We start from the raw sequence: 15,899 nt of genomic DNA on the forward strand, positions 1-15,899 counted from the left end.
TCAGTTCCCTTCCAGGGCGAAGCCCGCCTTGAGCCACTTGCTGGACTCGATGGAGATGCCCACCGCGCGCCGCCCGCCCGCCAGCCGGGCGAGCGCCCGCTCCAGCTGGAGGAAGACGATGGCGTTGCCGCAGTTGCCGGCGTCGTCCACGCAGGAGACCGCCTCGGCGTCCGGCAGTCCGAGCCCCTCGGTGATCAGGCGGGTCATCCGGCCCGACAGCTGCGGGGGCAGCAGCAGGTCCACGTCCTCGCGCGCCCAGCCCAGGCCGTCCAGCAGCTCGTCCAGCACCTCACCGGCCATCACCGGGACGTGCTGCTCGATCGCCTTGTAGTCCTCGGTCGCGGCCGGCCGGTCGCTGTCGCGGTCGGCGGGGCCGAACCATTCCAGGACCGCGCCCGGCTCCCGACCGAGCCCCACCAGCCGGCTGAACAGTGCCCGCACCGAGGCGGCCCCGGGGCCCGGCTCGGTGGACAGCACGGCGGCGCCCGCGGCGTCGCCGAACAGGACGTAGTTCACCAGCTCGGCCGGGGCGGTGGCGCGCAGATCGGTTTCCAGGTCGTAGAACCTGGCGATCACATCACCGCCGAGCACCAGCACCGTACGGGCGGTCCCGGCGCGCAGCAGCTGCTGGGCGAGGTCGAGCGCCTGGACGGCGCCGGAGCACCCCGACTGGAGCTGGAAGCTCCGTACGCCGTCGATGCCCAGCCGGTCCGCGACGATGTTGACCGTCGCCGGCATCAGCCGGTCCGGTGTCGCCGTGCCCAGCACCACCGCGTCCACCCCGTCCGGCCCCAGGCCGGCCCGCTCCAGTGCCGCGCGCCCGGCCTCCTCGGCCAGGTCCGCCAGCGAGGCGGTGAGCTTCCCGGAGTCCAGGTCCAGCGCCAGGTGGCGCGAGGCGGTGCCGATGAAGACGTCCACCCACTGCTGCCACAGCGCGTCCATGCCGAACCGCTGTGCCAGCGTGGCGTTGTCCAGCGGCGGGCCGGGAAGCGCGGAGGCCGCCGACCGTATGTACACGTCCCGACCCGTCATGAGGGCCCTTCCTCGCTCGTACGGAACCGGCCTCAGTCGGACAGCAGGATGCGCGCCTCGGCGGAGGCCCGGACCCCGGTCATCCGCCAGGTGCGGAAGCCGCGCAGCCCCTCGTAACGGCCGCCGGTGCCGGTCGCCGGATAGTGCACCCACTCGCTGGTGCGCACGTCGTTGAAGTCCGCCCACCCCTCGGCGTGGATGGTGCCGTCGTCGAGCGTGATGTCCTCGGTGTAGTAGGTCAGCAGGCCGCCGTCGCCCGGCCGGACGTACTCGATGCGGAACGAACCGTGCGAGGTGCCGATCAACTTGCCGTCCTCGTCGAACAGTTCGTCGTCGAACGTGCCGGTCTGGCCCACGCTCGGATCGGCGACCTCGACGTCGTCGACCACCTTGACCACGACTTCCCTGGGGACGCGCAGCACGATCTGGTCAGCCATCTGACGATTCCTCTCGATGGGAAGGGGTTACGGCCCGGGACGGTGACGTCCGGGCGATCAGGGGAGGCGCCGCGAGATGCGCGCCGGGCCCGGTGAGGACGGCCGTCGCGGCGGCGGCCGCGTCCGGGGAGTGCACCGAAGGGAAGAAGACCTCCGCAGCGGGCTCGTGAGGGCGGGCGAGCACCGACCAGAAGCCGTGCCGCGTCCATGTCCCGCTGTTCACCGGGTCGTTGTCGGAGAAGGTGTACGGGGCGTACTGGGCGCCCGTCGGGTCCGGCTGCGTGAAACGCCCCCAGAACCCGTTGTAGAGGTGGTGGTCCAGCAGGTGCGCGCTGCGCAGCAGCTGGTACGCGCCCCGGTAGCGGAAGGGGTTCGCCGCCGCCGCGTCGCCCGACGCCGTGACCGCACCGTGCGCGGTGTAGCGGTAGCGGGCGGCGAGCGCGCCCTCCTCGTCGATCAGCGCGAGGACGGAACCCTGCTGGTCGGTCACCGCCCAGTAGTGGCGGCCGGTGGCGGTGAGCACGGCGAGCAGGGTGCCGTCGGGGGTGCGCACATAGTCGGTCACCACGCCGTCGTCGTCGGTGCGCACGATGCCGAGCGCGGAGTGGGTCAGCACATGGGTGACGGTGCGCCCGTCCACGGTGGTCTCGGTGATGCGGCGCGGCGTCTCCTGGCCGAGACCGTCGTAGCTCACGTCCACGACCTGGACGCCGCCGAAGATGCCGGTCAGCGTCTGGTGGGTGGCGCTGTAGCGGAACGAGCCGGTCGGGTTCGTCTCCTCGGTGAAGTTGCCCGCCCCGTCGTACGCGAACAGGGTGTCGCCGAACCGCGCCACCTGGCCCGCCTCGTTGAGCGTGAACTCCGTGGTCCCCAGCCGGCGCAGATGGTGGGCGCCGTCGTACGCGAACGTGGTGTCGCCCGCCCGCACGAGGCGCCCGAGCCCGTCGTACGCGTAGCCGGTGAACTCCCCGTCGGTCACCGCCCACCGCAGCAGATCGCTGTCCGCGCCGCCGCCCGAGCTGTACCCGTACTCCGCCGACAGCAGTGCCTCGCCGCCCGGCCCGCGCACCGTCAGGGCGGTCCTGCGGCCGGACGCGTCGTACCGGATCTCCTGCACGGCCGCGCCCAGTTCGACGCGCACCGGGCGGCCCGCGGCATCGCGGACGAAGCGCGCGGTACGGCCGGCCGGGGTGGTGACGGTCTCGGTGCGGCCCGCGCCGTCCAGGCCGTAGCGAGTGGTGCCGCCCGGCGTGGTGAACGAGGTCAGCGCGCCCTCGGAGTCGTACGCCGCCTCGGTCCGCTCCGGCGAGGAGCCCGCCTCGCCGGAGCGGACCGAGGCCGCCGGACGGTCGCCGCGCGCCGTCCTGACCCAGTCGAACGCGTAGGACCAGCCGGGCCCGGACTTGCGGACCACCCGGCCGAGCGCGTCGCGCGCCAGGACGAGCAGCGTCCGCCCCGCGTTCTCGTCAGTGACCTCCGTCAGCCGGCCGGCCGGGTCGTAGCGGTGGCCGATGCGGTCACCGGCCCCGCTGGTCACCGACGTGATCCGGGAAAGACCGTCGTAGCCGAAGACCGTGCGGCCGAGCGGGGCGGGCGGGGTGACGGAGGTGAGGTCGCCCGCCTCGTCGTAGCCGAAAAGGGTCCGGGCACCGTTGCCGTCGGTGAACTCCGTCAGCCCGCCGTGGACCGGGTCGTAGCTCCGCCGGTCCACGTCCGCGCTCCGGCCGGCCGCGCGGCTGCGGACCGGGCGGCCCGCCGCGTCCTGCTCCAGCAGCAGTTCGTTGCCCAGCGGACCGCGCAGCGCGGTGAGCGTCCCGCCGCCTTCCAGCGGGGTGTACGCGACCCGGGACAGCGCCCCCGTCGGCAGCCGCAGCGACACCGGCCGCCCCTGCTCGTCGTAGGTCCGGGTGAGCGTCGCGCCGGTGGTGTCGGTGACGGAGACCCGGCGGCCGCCGGCGTCCCGGGTACGGACGAGCACCTGGCCCGACGGGTACTCGACGGCCGTCGGACGGCCCCGCCCGTCGAAGACATAGCCCGTGCGCAGCCCCGTGGGACCGGTCACCACCGTGCGGTCCGTCCCGTAGTCGAACGCCGTACGGGCTCGGCCCCCGGGGCCGGTCCACGCGAGCTCCGAGACCGCGAACATACCGTCGTAGGCGATCTCCACGGCGTCGCCGAGCGGATCGTTGACGCGCACCAGCCGGCCGTCCGCGTCCCAGAGGAAGGCCGTGGTCGCCCCGTCCGCCCCGGTGTGCCGCTCCAGCCGGCCGGCACGGTCGTACGCGAACGACGCGGCCTCGGCCCCCAGCGGATCGACGATCTTCGACACCAGGCCGTCGGCGTCACGGTGCAGCGACACCACCCGGCCCCGGGCGTCGGTGACCGTCACCGGCTCGCCCCCGGTGTCCGGCTCGTAGCCGGGGCCCGCCGTGTACGACCAGCCGGGGCCGAACCCCAGCTCCACCCGGGAATGGCTGCGGTACTCGCGCACCAGGCGCAGAGGGCGGGAGCCCCCGGCCACCACCAGGTCCAGCTGACGCACGATCAGTTCGCCCTCGTGCAGGTCGACCAGCAGCTCGCAGAGATCTCCGATGGGCAGACGTCGCACGGCGCGATGGACGGGAAGGTCCCGGGGCGTGGGCACGGGCGGCTCCTCAACTGGACCGGCTGGGCGGTGGATCAGCGGGGGTTGCGATGTCCGTCAGGCTGCCGGGGAGGTCTAAAGCACTCCTAAGGCCACGGGCCGCGCCCACCCGGAACGGTCCATGAAAGTTCTGTTACAGAGCGATTCACGCCGTCACCCGCGCCTACTCTGACGGGGGCCGAAGCAATTGGGTGTCTCTGTGCACCGGGAGAGCGGCCACGCAGACCGGGGGAAGGGACCTGCCGACATGGGCATCACCACCATCACCGGACCGGGCACCGCGGCCGTCGTCCGCACCGCCGAATGGGCGCGGCTCACCGGCCTCGTGCGGGCGGCCCGCGACGGACGCCCGGCGATCGTGGAACTGACGGGCGACCCCGGAGCCGGCAAGACCAGACTTCTCACCGCCCTCGCCCAAGAGGCCCGCGCCCACGGGGTCACCGTGCTCCACGGCCGCTGCACCGAGGCCGAGACCCGGGTTCCGTTCCACCCCCTCGTGCAGGCCCTCACCATCTGGCAGAGCACCGCGGCCCGGCCGGGAGCGGAGACCTCGGCCACCGCCGCGCTCGTCGACGCGCTCACCGACCTCCCGCCCGGAGCCGAACAGGGCACCTGGCGTTCCCCGTTCCTCGCCCAGGTCCGCCGCCTGCTCGCGGCCGGGCCCGCCGCCGCACCGGCCGGCGCCCTGCTCGTCCTGGACGACTTCCATTGGGCCGACCCCGGCTCGGCCGGGCTCCTGGAGACCCTGATCCGCTGGCCGCTCGACCGGGGCCTGATGGTCGTCGTCGCCCACCGGCCCCGACAGGCCCCCGTGCCGCTGCGGGCCCTCCTCCAGCAGGGCGGGGAACTCGGGGCGGTCGAGACCATCGGCCTCGGGGCCCTGACCGAGGAGCAGTGCGGCGCGCTCCTCGGCCCCGGCCCCGGCCACCCGGAACTGAAGAGCCTGTACGCACGCAGCGGGGGCAACCCCCTCTACCTCAAGGCCCTCGCCGAGGCCGGCGCCCAGACCGGGGACGCCCTCGACCTCTGGACCTCCAGCGCGCTCGGCGCCCGGCTGCTCGCGGAGACCGCACTCCTCGGCGACGCCGCCCGCACGGTGGTGCACGCGGCGGCGGTGCTCGGCAGCGTCTTCGACATCGACGCCGTCGCCGAGGTGGCCGGGACGACCCGCGACGAGGCCTGCCGGGAGCTGTCCGGCCTGCGCCGCCGCGATCTGGTCCGCGCCACGGACCGCCCCGGCGTCCTGGCCTTCCGCCACCCGCTGCTCAGGGGCTGCCTGTACGCCGACGCCGACCCCTGCTGGCGCTCCGCCGCGCACCGCAGGGCCCGGGACCGGCTCACCCGGCTCGGCCTGCCCGCTCTCGACATCGCCCCGCACATCGAGCGCGCGGGAGCGGGTGTCCGCCCGGCCGACGGCGAGGTCCTGGCCGCCGCGGCCCGCACCTGCGTCCAGGCCGGCCGGGCTGCGGACGCGGCCCACTGGCTGACGGCCGCGTTCCGGCTGTGGCGCAGGACCGGTGACGGCGGCGACGCCGGAGGCCCCCGCACCGAGCTGTGGAAGCAGGTGGTGCGGGCCCTGGCGGGGGAGGGCGACGCCGAAGGTGTCATGGCGCTGCGCGCGGACATCCTCGCCGGGCCCGACGGCCGCACCCCGGACGTCCGCGCCCGGACCGCCGCCTTCCTCGCCGCAGTGCTCGCCGGGACCGGGCACGACGAGGGGGCGCAGGCGCTGCTGGCCGCCGAACTCCCCGCCGCGCAGGCCGCTTCGGCCGGTGCGGGCCTGCTGCTGCGGGTCCACCAGCAGCTCGCCAAGGTGCTCGCGGGCCAGGTCCCCGCCCGCACCGATGTCGAGGTCCTCGCGCACCGCACGGACGGCGCCGACCCCGTCACCCTGGGCGGCGCCCTCAGCCTCGCCGGGCTGTGCGCGGTGCTCGACGCCGACATGTGCGCGGCCGAGATGTCGCTCGACGCCGCCGCCCACGCCCTGGACGAGCTGGACACCGGCCGGCCGGCGGGCGACGCGGAGGCGGGCCATCTGCTGGTCCTCGGCTGGGCCGAGGCGCTCATGGGCTGGTACGGGCCCGCCTACGGCCACGCCGAACGCGCCCTGACCGCCGCGCGCGACCGGGGCGACGCGCACCTGCTGCCGCCGCTGCTCGACACGCTCGGGTACGTCCACTACCAGAGTGGCCGGCTCGCCGACGCACTCGGCGCGGTGCGGGAGGGCACCGCCGTCGCCCGTGCCATGGGGCGCGGCGACCACGCGGCGCTGTCCGACGCGGTGAGCGCCGCCGCCTGGGCCCAGCTCGGCCGCACCTCACCGCGCCCCGCCCCGGCGCCCGCCGAGAGGACCGCCCCGGAGCCACGGACGCCGCTCAACGCGCTGCTGCTCGCCGAGGCGGCGCTCGCCTCGGGCGAGCCCGGTGCCGCGCTGGCCCTGTTGCTGCCCGAGCGGGAGGCGTGGCGGGTGGCCGAGCCCGTCGCCGTGTTCGCGGCCCGCAACTACGAACTGCTCGCCGCCGCGGCCGTTCAGACCGGGGCCGGCGCGGACAGCCTGGACGTCTGGGCCGAACGCGCCACCGAGGCCGCGTCCGCCGTCGGCCTGGTCGAACAGAGCGGGCACGCGCTGCTGGCCCGGGGCCACGCCCTGATGGGCCGGGAGCTCCCGGCGGAGGCCGCCACCTGCTACGAGGAGGCGCGGCTGCTGTTCGGCGACGCCAGCCCCACGGGCGCCCGTGCCCGCGAACTGGCCCGCGCCGCCGGGCAGATGTCGGACCGGCGGGAGGACAGCGGGCTCGGCGAGCTGACCCTGCGCGAGCGGGAGGTCGCCGAACTCGCCGGTGAGGGGCTGAAGACGAAGGACATCGCCGGCCGGCTCCGGGTCAGCCCGCGCACCGTGGACGTCCACCTGACGCACATCTACAGCAAGCTGGGCGTGAACTCCCGTGCCGCACTCGTCCGGCTGATGGCCCTGGCCGGCTGAGGAACCCCGGCCGCGGTGACCAGCAGCCCCCGGCCGGCCGTCCACCGGCCGTGCAGGACCCGTACCGCCCGGCCCCCGACCACGGGGCCGGGCACCAGCAGCACCGCCCGGAAGGTGCCCCCGGCGTCGATGCGGATCTCCGCCTCCGGGAAGTCGAGCAGCCGCCCGGTCAGCGGGAACCACGCCTTGTACACCGCCTCCTTGGCGCTGAACAGCAGCCGGTCCCACGCCACCTCGGGCCGGCCGGACGCCAGTTCCGCCAGCCGCGCCCGCTCGGCCGGCAACGCGACGGCCTCCAGCATGCCCGGCTTCAGCGGGCGGTCCGGTTCGGCGTCGATGCCGACGGAGGCCAGCGCCCCGGTCCGCGCCACGGCGGCCGCCCGGTAGCCCGCGCAGTGCGTCATGCTCCCGGCCACCCCGTCGGGCCAGCGCGGAGCACCCAGATGGCCCGGCACCAACGGTGAGTATGCGACGCCGAGTTGACTGAGCGCGAGGCGCGCGCAGTGGCGTACGGAGGTGAACTCCCGGCGGCGCGAAGCCACCGCCCGCGCCATCGCGGCCTCCTCCGCCGGATGCAGCCGAGCCCCGGCCGGATCGCCGTACACCTCCACTCCCACCGCCCCCACGGGCAGCAGCGCGCCGATCACCGCCGGACCTCCGGAACATCGTGCCCGACACCGGGCAGGACGACCCGGGGCCGGCCCGGCCCGCCGTCCCGGCGGCGCCACTCCCGTGGGTAGCCCACCGACACCTCCTCGAAGCGGACCCCGTCGTGCCAGGTGGTGCGCGGGATGTGCAGATGCCCGTACACCACGGCGCGTGCGTTGAACCGCCGGTGCCAGTCCGCCGTGGCCTCGGTGCCGCACCACAGGGCGAACTCCGGGTGGCGCAGGATCCTGGTGGGCTCGCGGACCAGCGGGAAGTGGTTCACCAGCACCGTTTCGGTCCCGGGCGCCAGCGCCGCGAGCCGGCGTTCCGTCAGCGCCAGGCGCGCCCGGCACCAGGCGTCGATCGAGGGGTACGGGTCGGGGTGCAGCAGTGCCTCGTCGGTCCCGACGACGCCGCTCGCGCGGGCCCGTTCCAGCGCCTCGTCGCGGCTCCGGGTCCCCGACGGCCGGAAGGTGTAGTCGTACAGGACGAACAGCGGCGCCACCGTCACCGGGCCATCCGGGCCCCGCCACACCGGGTACGGGTCCTCGGGCGTCACCACACCCAGGTCGCGGCAGACCCGCACCAGGTGTTCGTACCTGCTCCGGCCGCGCAGCGGCAGCGGGTCCTGGCGGTGCGTCCACAGTTCGTGGTTGCCCGGCACCCACACCACCTTGGCGAAGCGACGGCTCAGCAGCTCCAGCGCGCGGGCGACATCGCCGGCGATCTCACCGACGTCCCCGGCCACCAGCAGCCAGTCGTCCGGATGGTCCGGGCGCAGCCCCTCCAGCACCGTCCGGTTGTCGTCGAAGGCCACATGCAGATCACTGATGGCCAGCAGGCTCCCGGACCCGCTCACGACGGCCTCACCGCCCGCCCGTGCGCGTGGGCGGCGGCGGACAGCGCGACGGCGAGTTCCGCGACGGCCGGCAGGTGGTCGTTCAGGCAGAAGTGGCCGCCCGTCAGGACCCGCAGCTCGAACGGGCCCGTGGTGTGCTCGGACCACGCCCGTACGTCCTCCGGCGGCGCCTCCGGGTCGTCGTCGCCGGTGAGAGCGACGACCGGGCACGCGAGCAGTACGCCGCTCGGTACGTACCCGGCGAGGGCCGCGTAGTCGCCGCGCAGCGCCGGCAGGACCAGGTCGAGCAGATCGGGATCGGCCAGCACGGCGGGGTCCGTGCCGCCGAGCGACCGCACCCGCGCGATCAACGCCTCGTCGGTGTCCAGCCGTTCACCGGCACCGACGCGCGAGGGCGCCCGCCGGCCGGACACGATCAGCGCCACCGGGCCGTGGCCGCCCGTCCCGGACAGCCGCAGCGCCACCTCGTGCGCGAGCGAGGCGCCCATGCTGTGCCCGAGGAAGACACGCGGTCCGGACGGGGGCGGGCCGGCCTCCAGCGCCTCGGCGATCAGATCGGCGAGCCGGTGCAGATCGGCGACGGGCGGTTCGCGGTACCGGTCCTGCCGACCCGGGTACTGCACGGCTCGCACGTCCAGCGAGGGATGAACGGCGGCGGACAGCGGACGCCAGAACCCCGCCGCGCCGCCCGCGTGCGGAAAGCAGACCAGCTCGGCGCGGGCGTCCGTGGGGTGATAGCGGCGCAGCCAGGCGTCCTGGCGTACGGCGCCCACCTCAGCTCGCCATCGGCAGGTCGAGGAGCCGGTCCGACGTGAGGATCGCCTGGTGCAGCCGGCGCAGCGACCGGCAGGGTTCCAGGCCCAGTTCGGACCTCAGGACGCGCTGGGCCGAGCGGTAGACCTGCAACGCCTCGGCCTGCCGCTCCGAGCGGTACAGGACCAGCATCAGCTGTCGGTAGAAGGACTCCCGCAGCGGATATTCGGCGGTGAGGGTGTTCAGCAGACCGATGACCTCCCGGTGCCTGCCGAGCGCCGTACTCGCTTCGACGGACAGCTCCAGGCAGGCGAGGCGTTCCTCCTCGACCCAGGTGGCGAAGCGGGTCAGCACCGGGCCCTCGGGCGTGCCGTCGAGCACCGGGCCGCGCACCAGGGACAGCGCCCGTCCGAAGGCGTCGAGCGCGGCCTCGTACCGTCCGGACTGCTGGAGGCCACGGCCTTCCCGCACGGCTGTCCGGAAGTCGTCGACGTCGTAGCCCGCTCCGTCGAGCCGCATCAGATAGCCCGACGGCTTGGTGACGATGGCGCTGCCGCCGTCGCCGCCGGTGGCCGTGAGGAACTTGCGCAGCTGCGAGAGATAGACGTGGACGGCGGCCGAGGCCCGCCGGGGCGGCCCCGACCCCCACAGCTCCTCGATGATCTGATCCTTGGTGGTCACGCGTCCGGCCCCGACGAGCAGGGTGGCCAGGGTCATTTCCATCTTGGGGGCGCTGAGGGTGCAGCCCCGGCCGTCGTGGGAGACGCGGAGGGGGCCGAGCAGTTCGTAGCGCATCGATACCTCGTGCGATAGGGGGAACGGATTTTCGTGTATCCGGCTCCAGCCACTTTCGAGGGAGTGCGCCTGTCCGCACATCGGGGAAACTGCGTACGTATGCCGATTGGCCGAAACGCGCTGGGGGCGCCCGGCTTTGGTGCGGCTTTGGCGTACGCGGGAAGGCTGGGGACATGCGCCTTGTCCTTGCCCGGTATCTGCGGTCCTTCGCCTCTTCATTGATCGCCTTCGGTCGGATCTGGGTCTACATCCCGCCCACCGACGAGCAGGTGGGCGAGCCCGCCGGGGGGCCGCCCCCGGGCCACCCCGAGCGGCTGTGTCCCGAGATCCCGCTCAGCGCGGCCGAGCGGGCCTGGGGACGGCAACTGCTCGGGATGCCCGGGGCCTAGGTGTATTGACCCGCAAGGTCTCGTCTGGCCCGCGGCGCCTGGCACGTACTCTCGCCGCGCTGGCTGACACCCCGAGTACGTCCGGTACGAGGGATGTCGGCCGGCACGGCGAGGAGTGGGGTCCCCCCTGTTCGAGAGACGCCGAGAACTCGGGGGATGCACCAGACGCCGCAGGCCACGTCCTTCGGGCGTACGACGGGACTTTGCGGACACGCCCCAGCCGGTCAACGGCGTCGGGCGCCAGGCGCGGGCACGAGCCGGACCGCCGTGTTCAGAACATGGTCGATCGCGTCGCGCGAGGGGTGCTCCGTGAGGTTGGTGAGCAGCCGGGCCAGCGTGTTGAGCAGGGCCGGCGACCCCATCACGTAGCGGTTGAGCACCGGCTGGAAGCCCGACCGGCTGAAGATCAGGTCGGCGGCCGTGTTGCCGAGCCGGTAGTAGCGGCCCCAGCGGCGGTTCATCTCGGCCGGGTAGTGACGCAGCGCCCGCTCCCGCCTCGGCCCCGGCGGCAGAGCCAGCGCGAGCGCCGTCGTCTCCGCGGCGACCTCGCCCGCTTCCAGGGCCTGCCCGATGCCCTCACCGTTCCACGGGCTGACCATGCCCCCGGAGTCACCGACCAGAAGGAGCCCCCGGGTGTACAGCGGATGCCGGTTGAAGCCCAGCGGAAGGGCGGCGCTGCGCACGGGCCCCTCCGCGTTCTCCTCCCGCAGCCCCCACTCGGCCGGGGTGCGGGCCAGCCAGCGGTCGAGCGTGGCCCGCAGGTCGGCGCTGCCGAGCCGGCGGTGGGGGAGCGCGCCGAGACCGACGTTGACCCGGCCGTCGCCCATCGGGAAGATCCAGCCGTACCCCGGCAGATAGGCGTCGCTCCTCGGGAAGCGGAGGTCGGCCCACAGCTCCAGGAAGTCCTCCCGCGAGCGCTCCGGGCTGCGGTAGTAGCGCCGGGCGGCCGTGGCGATCTGCCGCTTGGCGTCCCGCTCAAGACCCATGGCCAGCGCGATCCTGGCCGAGGCTCCGTCGGCGGCGATCACGACGGGAGCCCGGTGCGCCACGGTGCCCGCGTCGGACACCGCCGTCACCCCGGTGATCCGCCCGGTCCGGTCGGTCACCGGCTCCTTCACCTTCACACCGGTACGCAGGCGGGCCCCGGCCGCGACGGCGTGCCGGGCCAGGATGTCGTCGAAGTCGTGCCGGCTGCGGGTGAGCCCGAAGTCCGGGAAGCCGCCCAGCGCCGGCCAGTCGATCTCCACCTGCCGGGGACCGGCCACCCAGCGCATGCCCCGCGACCGGGTCCAGCCGGAGGCCTGGATGTCGACGCCCATGCGGATCAGCTGGTGCACCGCGCGCGGGGTCAGGCCGTCCCCGCACACCTTCTCGCGGGGGAAGCGGGCCTTCTCGAGGAGCAGCACGTCGACGCCGGCCCTGGCGAGGTGGTAGGCGGCGGACGAACCGGCCGGGCCCGCACCCACCACGATCACCTGGGCCTCCTCGGCCGTGCCGTGAGCGGTCTCCTCGTCCGACGGCGACTGCTCTGCACGCGTCTCCCGCATGGGGCTCCTCTCCTCGGTCGGGCGCCGCCGCCCGGGGACGGCGGCCCTGCACACCGCCATCCTGCCGGTTTCCCGCGCCCCGGGGAGGGTGATCAAAAATGCCGGTGCCCGGTACCGGGCCGTTCATACACGGCCGGGTGATTCCGGCGCGACGCCCCGCCGCTCACCCCGGCGGCCTGCGGCCCGAATCGGCGAGCAGCCGCTCGATGCGGTCGAAGCGTTCGTGCAGCAGCCGCGCGGTCTCGTCCCGCATCCGACGCGCGGCGTGCTCGGCCTCGGCGGCCAGCCGGTGCCGGCGTTGCCGCTCATGCCCCACGAACCAGGTCGCGAGGGCGGCCGTGACCATCCCGTACGTCGTGATGCCGACGCCCATCACCACGACGGCCACGATCCGCCCCCACGGCGTCACCGGGAAGAAGTCGCCGTACCCGACGGTCGTCGCGGTCTCCACCGACCACCACAGCGCCCGGGGATACGAGGTGATCGTGGCGTGCGGCGCGTGCCGCTCGGCCAGGACCACCAGCCAGGAGCCGGCCAGCACGGTCACGGCGAGCAGCACCGCCGCCCAGCCCGCCGCCCTGAGATGCAGCGAGCGGTTCTCCCGGCCGAGCAGCAGCTCGACCGCCTTGGTCAGGAACACAGGCAGCATTTCCGGATCATCGGGCGACCGCGGCGGTCCCGTCGGCCGGGCACGCGCCCGCCACCCCCGCGTCACCCGATCGCACCGGGGCCGGCCCACCCGGGGAAGGGGACCGGACCCGCACACCGATCGCCCCGCGACCAACCGTGTTAAACCTGAATACGTGGGTGGCACAGGTCGATTCCGGGCGAGGTTTCACCGCTCCGCCCGGCGTCCGCATCGACACGATGGCGGCCGCCCGGGTGGTGACACACCCGCGCCCTCGGGGCCGCCGCGCGAGCGGCCCTCGACAGGGCGCCGGCTGCGCGACCTGTTCAGTGTCCGTACCGTCGCCGGCCAGTTCTTCATCCTCATGCTCGGCATCGTCGTCCTGCTCGACGCCGCCGCCGTCGTCGCCCTCGTCGTCCAGGGCCGGCACGACAGCATGAGCGAGGCGCGCTCCCAGTCGCTGAGCGTCGCGGAGACCTTCGCGCACGCCCCCGGCGTGGCGGCGGCCCTCGACAGCAAGGACCCCACGGCCGTCCTCCAGCCGCGCGCCGAGGAGGTCCGGCAGAGCACCGGCGTCGAGTACGTGGTCGTGGCCGGCACGGACGGCATCCGCTACACCCACCGTGACATCGCGCTCATCGGCAAGAAGATCCCCGGGCCCTACGAGGAAGCCATCGAGGGGAACGCGATCACCCGCACGGTCTCGGCGAGCCGGGGCAAATCGGTCGCCTCGGCGGTCCCCGTCACGCGCAGCGACGGCTCGGTGGCCGGACTGGTGGCGGTCGGCATCAAGGTCGAGGCCGTGAACCGGCTGACGTACCCGAGCATCCCGCTGACCGTCGGCGCCGGAATCACCGCACTCGCCCTCACGGCGGCCGGCGCCGCCCTGGTGAGCCGCCGGCTCAGCCGCCAGACGCGGGGCCTCGGCCCCACCGAGATGACCCGGATGTACGAACACCACGACGCCGTGCTGCATGCCGTGCGTGAAGGCGTTCTCATCATCGGCGCCGACCACCGGCTGCTGCTGGCCAACGACGAGGCCCGGCGGCTGCTCGACCTCCCGCCGGACGCCGAGGGCCGTGCGGTGACCGATCTGGGGCTCGACCCCGGCACCGCGGAACTGCTGGCCTCCGGAGAGGTCGCCACGGACGAGCTGCGGCCCGCCGGGGACCGGCTGCTCGCCGTCAACCTCCGGCCCACCGAGGAGCGCGGCGGCCAGCCCGGCCTGGTCGCGACCCTGCGCGACACCACCGAACTGCAGGCCGTCACCGGCCGGGCGGAGATCGTGCGCGAGCGGCTGACGCTGCTCTACCGGGCCGGTGCCCTGATCGGCACCACCCTCGACGTCACCACCACCGCCCAGGAACTCGCGGACGTCGCCGTCCCCGGGTTCGCCGACTGCGTGACGGTCGACCTGGCCGACTCCGTCCTGCGCGGCGAGGAACCGAGACCGTCCACCGGCGACACCCTGAACCTGCGCCGCACCGCCCTCCGCAGCGTCACCGAGGACCACCCGCTCTACCCGGCCGGACGCGTCATCGGCCACGTCCCGACCACGGCGGAGGGCCTGGGCACCGGCGTCGGGCACACCTGGATCGTCTCCGACCTGACCGCCTCCCAGCAGTGGCGCGAACCCGACCCGGACCATGCCGCGCGCATCCTGGAGCACGGGTACCACTCCCTGCTCTCGGTCCCGCTGCGGGCCCGCGGTGTCATCCTGGGCATCGCCAACTTCTGGCGCGCGGGGAACGAGGAGCCCTTCGACCTCGACGACCTCTCCTTCGCCGAGGAACTGGTGGCCCGCGCGGCGGTCAGCGTCGACAACGCCCGCCGCTACACCCGTGAGCACGAGATGGCCGTCACCCTGCAGCGCAGCCTCCTCCCGCGCGGCCTGCCCGAGCAGAACGCCCTGGACGTCGCCTACCGCTATCTGCCGGCGCAGGCGGGCGTGGGCGGCGACTGGTTCGACGTGATCCCGCTGTCCGGCGCCCGGGTCGCCCTGGTCGTGGGCGATGTCGTCGGGCACGGGCTGCACGCGGCGGCCACGATGGGCCGGCTGCGCACCACGGTCCTGAACTTCTCCACGCTCGACCTCGCGCCCGACGAACTCCTCGGCCACCTCGACGAGCTGGTCATCAGGATGGACCAGGACCAGGAGTCGGGCGGCGCCGCGATCACCGGGGCCACCTGCCTGTACGCGATCTACGACGCGGTGTCCGGCCGCTGCACGGTCGCCCGGGCCGGCCACCCGGGGCCCGCGCTCGTGCTCCCCGACGGCACGGTGAGCTTCCCGGACGTCCCGCCCGGGCTGCCCCTCGGGATCGGCGGCATGCCCTTCGAGATGACCGAGCTCGAGGTGCCCGAGGGCAGCCGTCTCGTCCTGTACACGGACGGTCTGGTGGAGCGCCGCGACCGGGACATCGACGAGGGCCTGGAACTGCTGCGCCGCTCGCTCGCCGACCGCGACCGCACGCCGGAGGAGACCTGCGACGACGTGCTGGAGGCCATGCTGCCCAACCGTCCCGGCGACGACGTGGCCCTGCTGGTCGCCCGGACCCGCACCCTGGACCCGTCCCGGCTGGTCCAGTGGGACGTGCCCCCGGACCCCGCGGCCGTCGCCGGTGTCCGTAAGCAGGCCGTCCGCTGGCTGTCCGACCAGGGGCTGGACGAGGAGGGGTTCGTCACCGAGCTCATCCTGAGCGAACTCGTCACCAACGCCATCCGCTACGGCTCCGAGCCCATCAAGGTCCGGTTGCTGCATGACCGGTCCCTGATCTGCGAGGTGTCCGACTGCAGCAGCACCTCCCCGCACCTGCGCTACGCCGCCACCACGGACGAGGGCGGCCGGGGCCTCTTCCTGGTCGCCCAGTTCGCGCAGCGCTGGGGGGCCAGGTACACCGACCGGGGCAAGGTCATCTGGTCCGAGCAGGCGCTCGGTGGCCCGCCCCCGGCCGAATGGCCGCTGTGACGACGACGTGGGGCCCGGCACACGGCCGGGCCCCACATCGGTCACTCACCTCGTGCGACCGGTGTCACCTGGCCTCCGTCACGGGAACGAGACCACGTTCGAGGGGACGGTGGAGGTTCCGGAGGTGGGTGCTCCGGTGTTGTTGATGACGTGGTTGTACTGGCCCTGGCCGCCGAGGGAGACGACGAGCAGGTCGTGGAACTTCACGCCGGGTTT

12 protein-coding genes are annotated in these 15,899 nt (G+C 74.2%); 3 read left to right on the forward strand and 9 right to left on the reverse strand.

Annotated elements, in window-relative coordinates:
* The 3 genes from ABZ564_RS29065 to ABZ564_RS29075 are packed head-to-tail and all read right to left on the reverse strand — an operon-like array spanning window position 1 to window position 4,113.
* Complete coding sequence (locus ABZ564_RS29065) at window positions 1-1,032, reverse strand: 3-oxoacyl-ACP synthase III family protein (RefSeq protein WP_360862098.1); 1,032 nt, start codon at window positions 1,030-1,032, stop codon at window positions 1-3.
* 32 nt (window positions 1,033-1,064) lie between these two features.
* Window positions 1,065-1,469, reverse strand: coding sequence for a hypothetical protein (locus ABZ564_RS29070; protein WP_018522894.1), 405 nt, complete (start codon window positions 1,467-1,469; stop codon window positions 1,065-1,067).
* Window positions 1,462-4,113, reverse strand: coding sequence for a DUF6531 domain-containing protein (locus tag ABZ564_RS29075; RefSeq protein WP_360862099.1), 2,652 nt, complete (start codon window positions 4,111-4,113; stop codon window positions 1,462-1,464). The genes ABZ564_RS29070 and ABZ564_RS29075 overlap by 8 nt, the downstream gene beginning before the upstream one ends.
* A gap of 247 nt (window positions 4,114-4,360) precedes the next feature.
* On the opposite strand from ABZ564_RS29075, the gene ABZ564_RS29080 reads away from it, so the two are divergent.
* Complete coding sequence (locus tag ABZ564_RS29080; RefSeq protein ID WP_360862100.1) at window positions 4,361-7,096, forward strand: AAA family ATPase; 2,736 nt, start codon at window positions 4,361-4,363, stop codon at window positions 7,094-7,096.
* On the opposite strand, the gene ABZ564_RS29085 is transcribed toward ABZ564_RS29080, so the two are convergent.
* From ABZ564_RS29085 to ABZ564_RS29100, 4 genes are read right to left on the reverse strand one after another with little or no spacing between them, the layout of a single operon-like run.
* Window positions 7,033-7,743, reverse strand: a complete 711-nt coding sequence (locus tag ABZ564_RS29085) for a 4'-phosphopantetheinyl transferase superfamily protein (protein WP_360862101.1) — start codon at window positions 7,741-7,743, stop codon at window positions 7,033-7,035. The genes ABZ564_RS29080 and ABZ564_RS29085 overlap by 64 nt on opposite strands.
* Window positions 7,740-8,603 (reverse strand): metallophosphoesterase, encoded by an 864-nt coding sequence (locus tag ABZ564_RS29090; protein ID WP_360862102.1) that lies wholly within the window; start codon window positions 8,601-8,603, stop codon window positions 7,740-7,742. Before ABZ564_RS29090 ends, ABZ564_RS29085 begins: the two co-directional genes overlap by 4 nt.
* Window positions 8,600-9,376: an alpha/beta fold hydrolase gene (locus ABZ564_RS29095; RefSeq protein WP_360862103.1), complete on the reverse strand. Its 777-nt coding sequence runs from the start codon at window positions 9,374-9,376 to the stop codon at window positions 8,600-8,602. Before ABZ564_RS29095 ends, ABZ564_RS29090 begins: the two co-directional genes overlap by 4 nt.
* A gap of 1 nt (window position 9,377) precedes the next feature.
* Window positions 9,378-10,151: an AfsR/SARP family transcriptional regulator gene (locus tag ABZ564_RS29100; protein WP_360862104.1), complete on the reverse strand. Its 774-nt coding sequence runs from the start codon at window positions 10,149-10,151 to the stop codon at window positions 9,378-9,380.
* A gap of 173 nt (window positions 10,152-10,324) precedes the next feature.
* On the opposite strand from ABZ564_RS29100, the gene ABZ564_RS29105 reads away from it, so the two are divergent.
* The gene (locus tag ABZ564_RS29105) at window positions 10,325-10,540 is read left to right on the forward strand and encodes a DUF6059 family protein (protein ID WP_360862105.1); all 216 of its coding nucleotides are present in this window, start codon (window positions 10,325-10,327) and stop codon (window positions 10,538-10,540) included.
* A gap of 224 nt (window positions 10,541-10,764) precedes the next feature.
* Here the strand turns inward: ABZ564_RS29105 and ABZ564_RS29110 are convergent, their stop codons facing one another.
* Both ABZ564_RS29110 and ABZ564_RS29115 read right to left on the reverse strand, forming a co-directional pair.
* Window positions 10,765-12,087, reverse strand: coding sequence for a geranylgeranyl reductase family protein (locus tag ABZ564_RS29110; protein WP_360862106.1), 1,323 nt, complete (start codon window positions 12,085-12,087; stop codon window positions 10,765-10,767).
* Window positions 12,088-12,250: 163 nt separating this feature from the next.
* The gene (locus tag ABZ564_RS29115) at window positions 12,251-12,736 is read right to left on the reverse strand and encodes a potassium channel family protein (protein ID WP_360862107.1); all 486 of its coding nucleotides are present in this window, start codon (window positions 12,734-12,736) and stop codon (window positions 12,251-12,253) included.
* Between the two features lie 343 nt (window positions 12,737-13,079).
* Between ABZ564_RS29115 and ABZ564_RS29120 the strand changes: the two genes are divergently transcribed.
* Entirely contained in the window at window positions 13,080-15,683 is a 2,604-nt protein-coding gene (locus tag ABZ564_RS29120; protein ID WP_360862108.1) for a SpoIIE family protein phosphatase, read from the forward strand.
* Window positions 15,684-15,899: the final 216 nt, after the last annotated feature.

Origin of the sequence: Streptomyces sp. NPDC019224 (assembly GCF_040632605.1) — a bacterium.
Classification (GTDB): Bacteria; Actinomycetota; Actinomycetes; order Streptomycetales; family Streptomycetaceae; genus Streptomyces.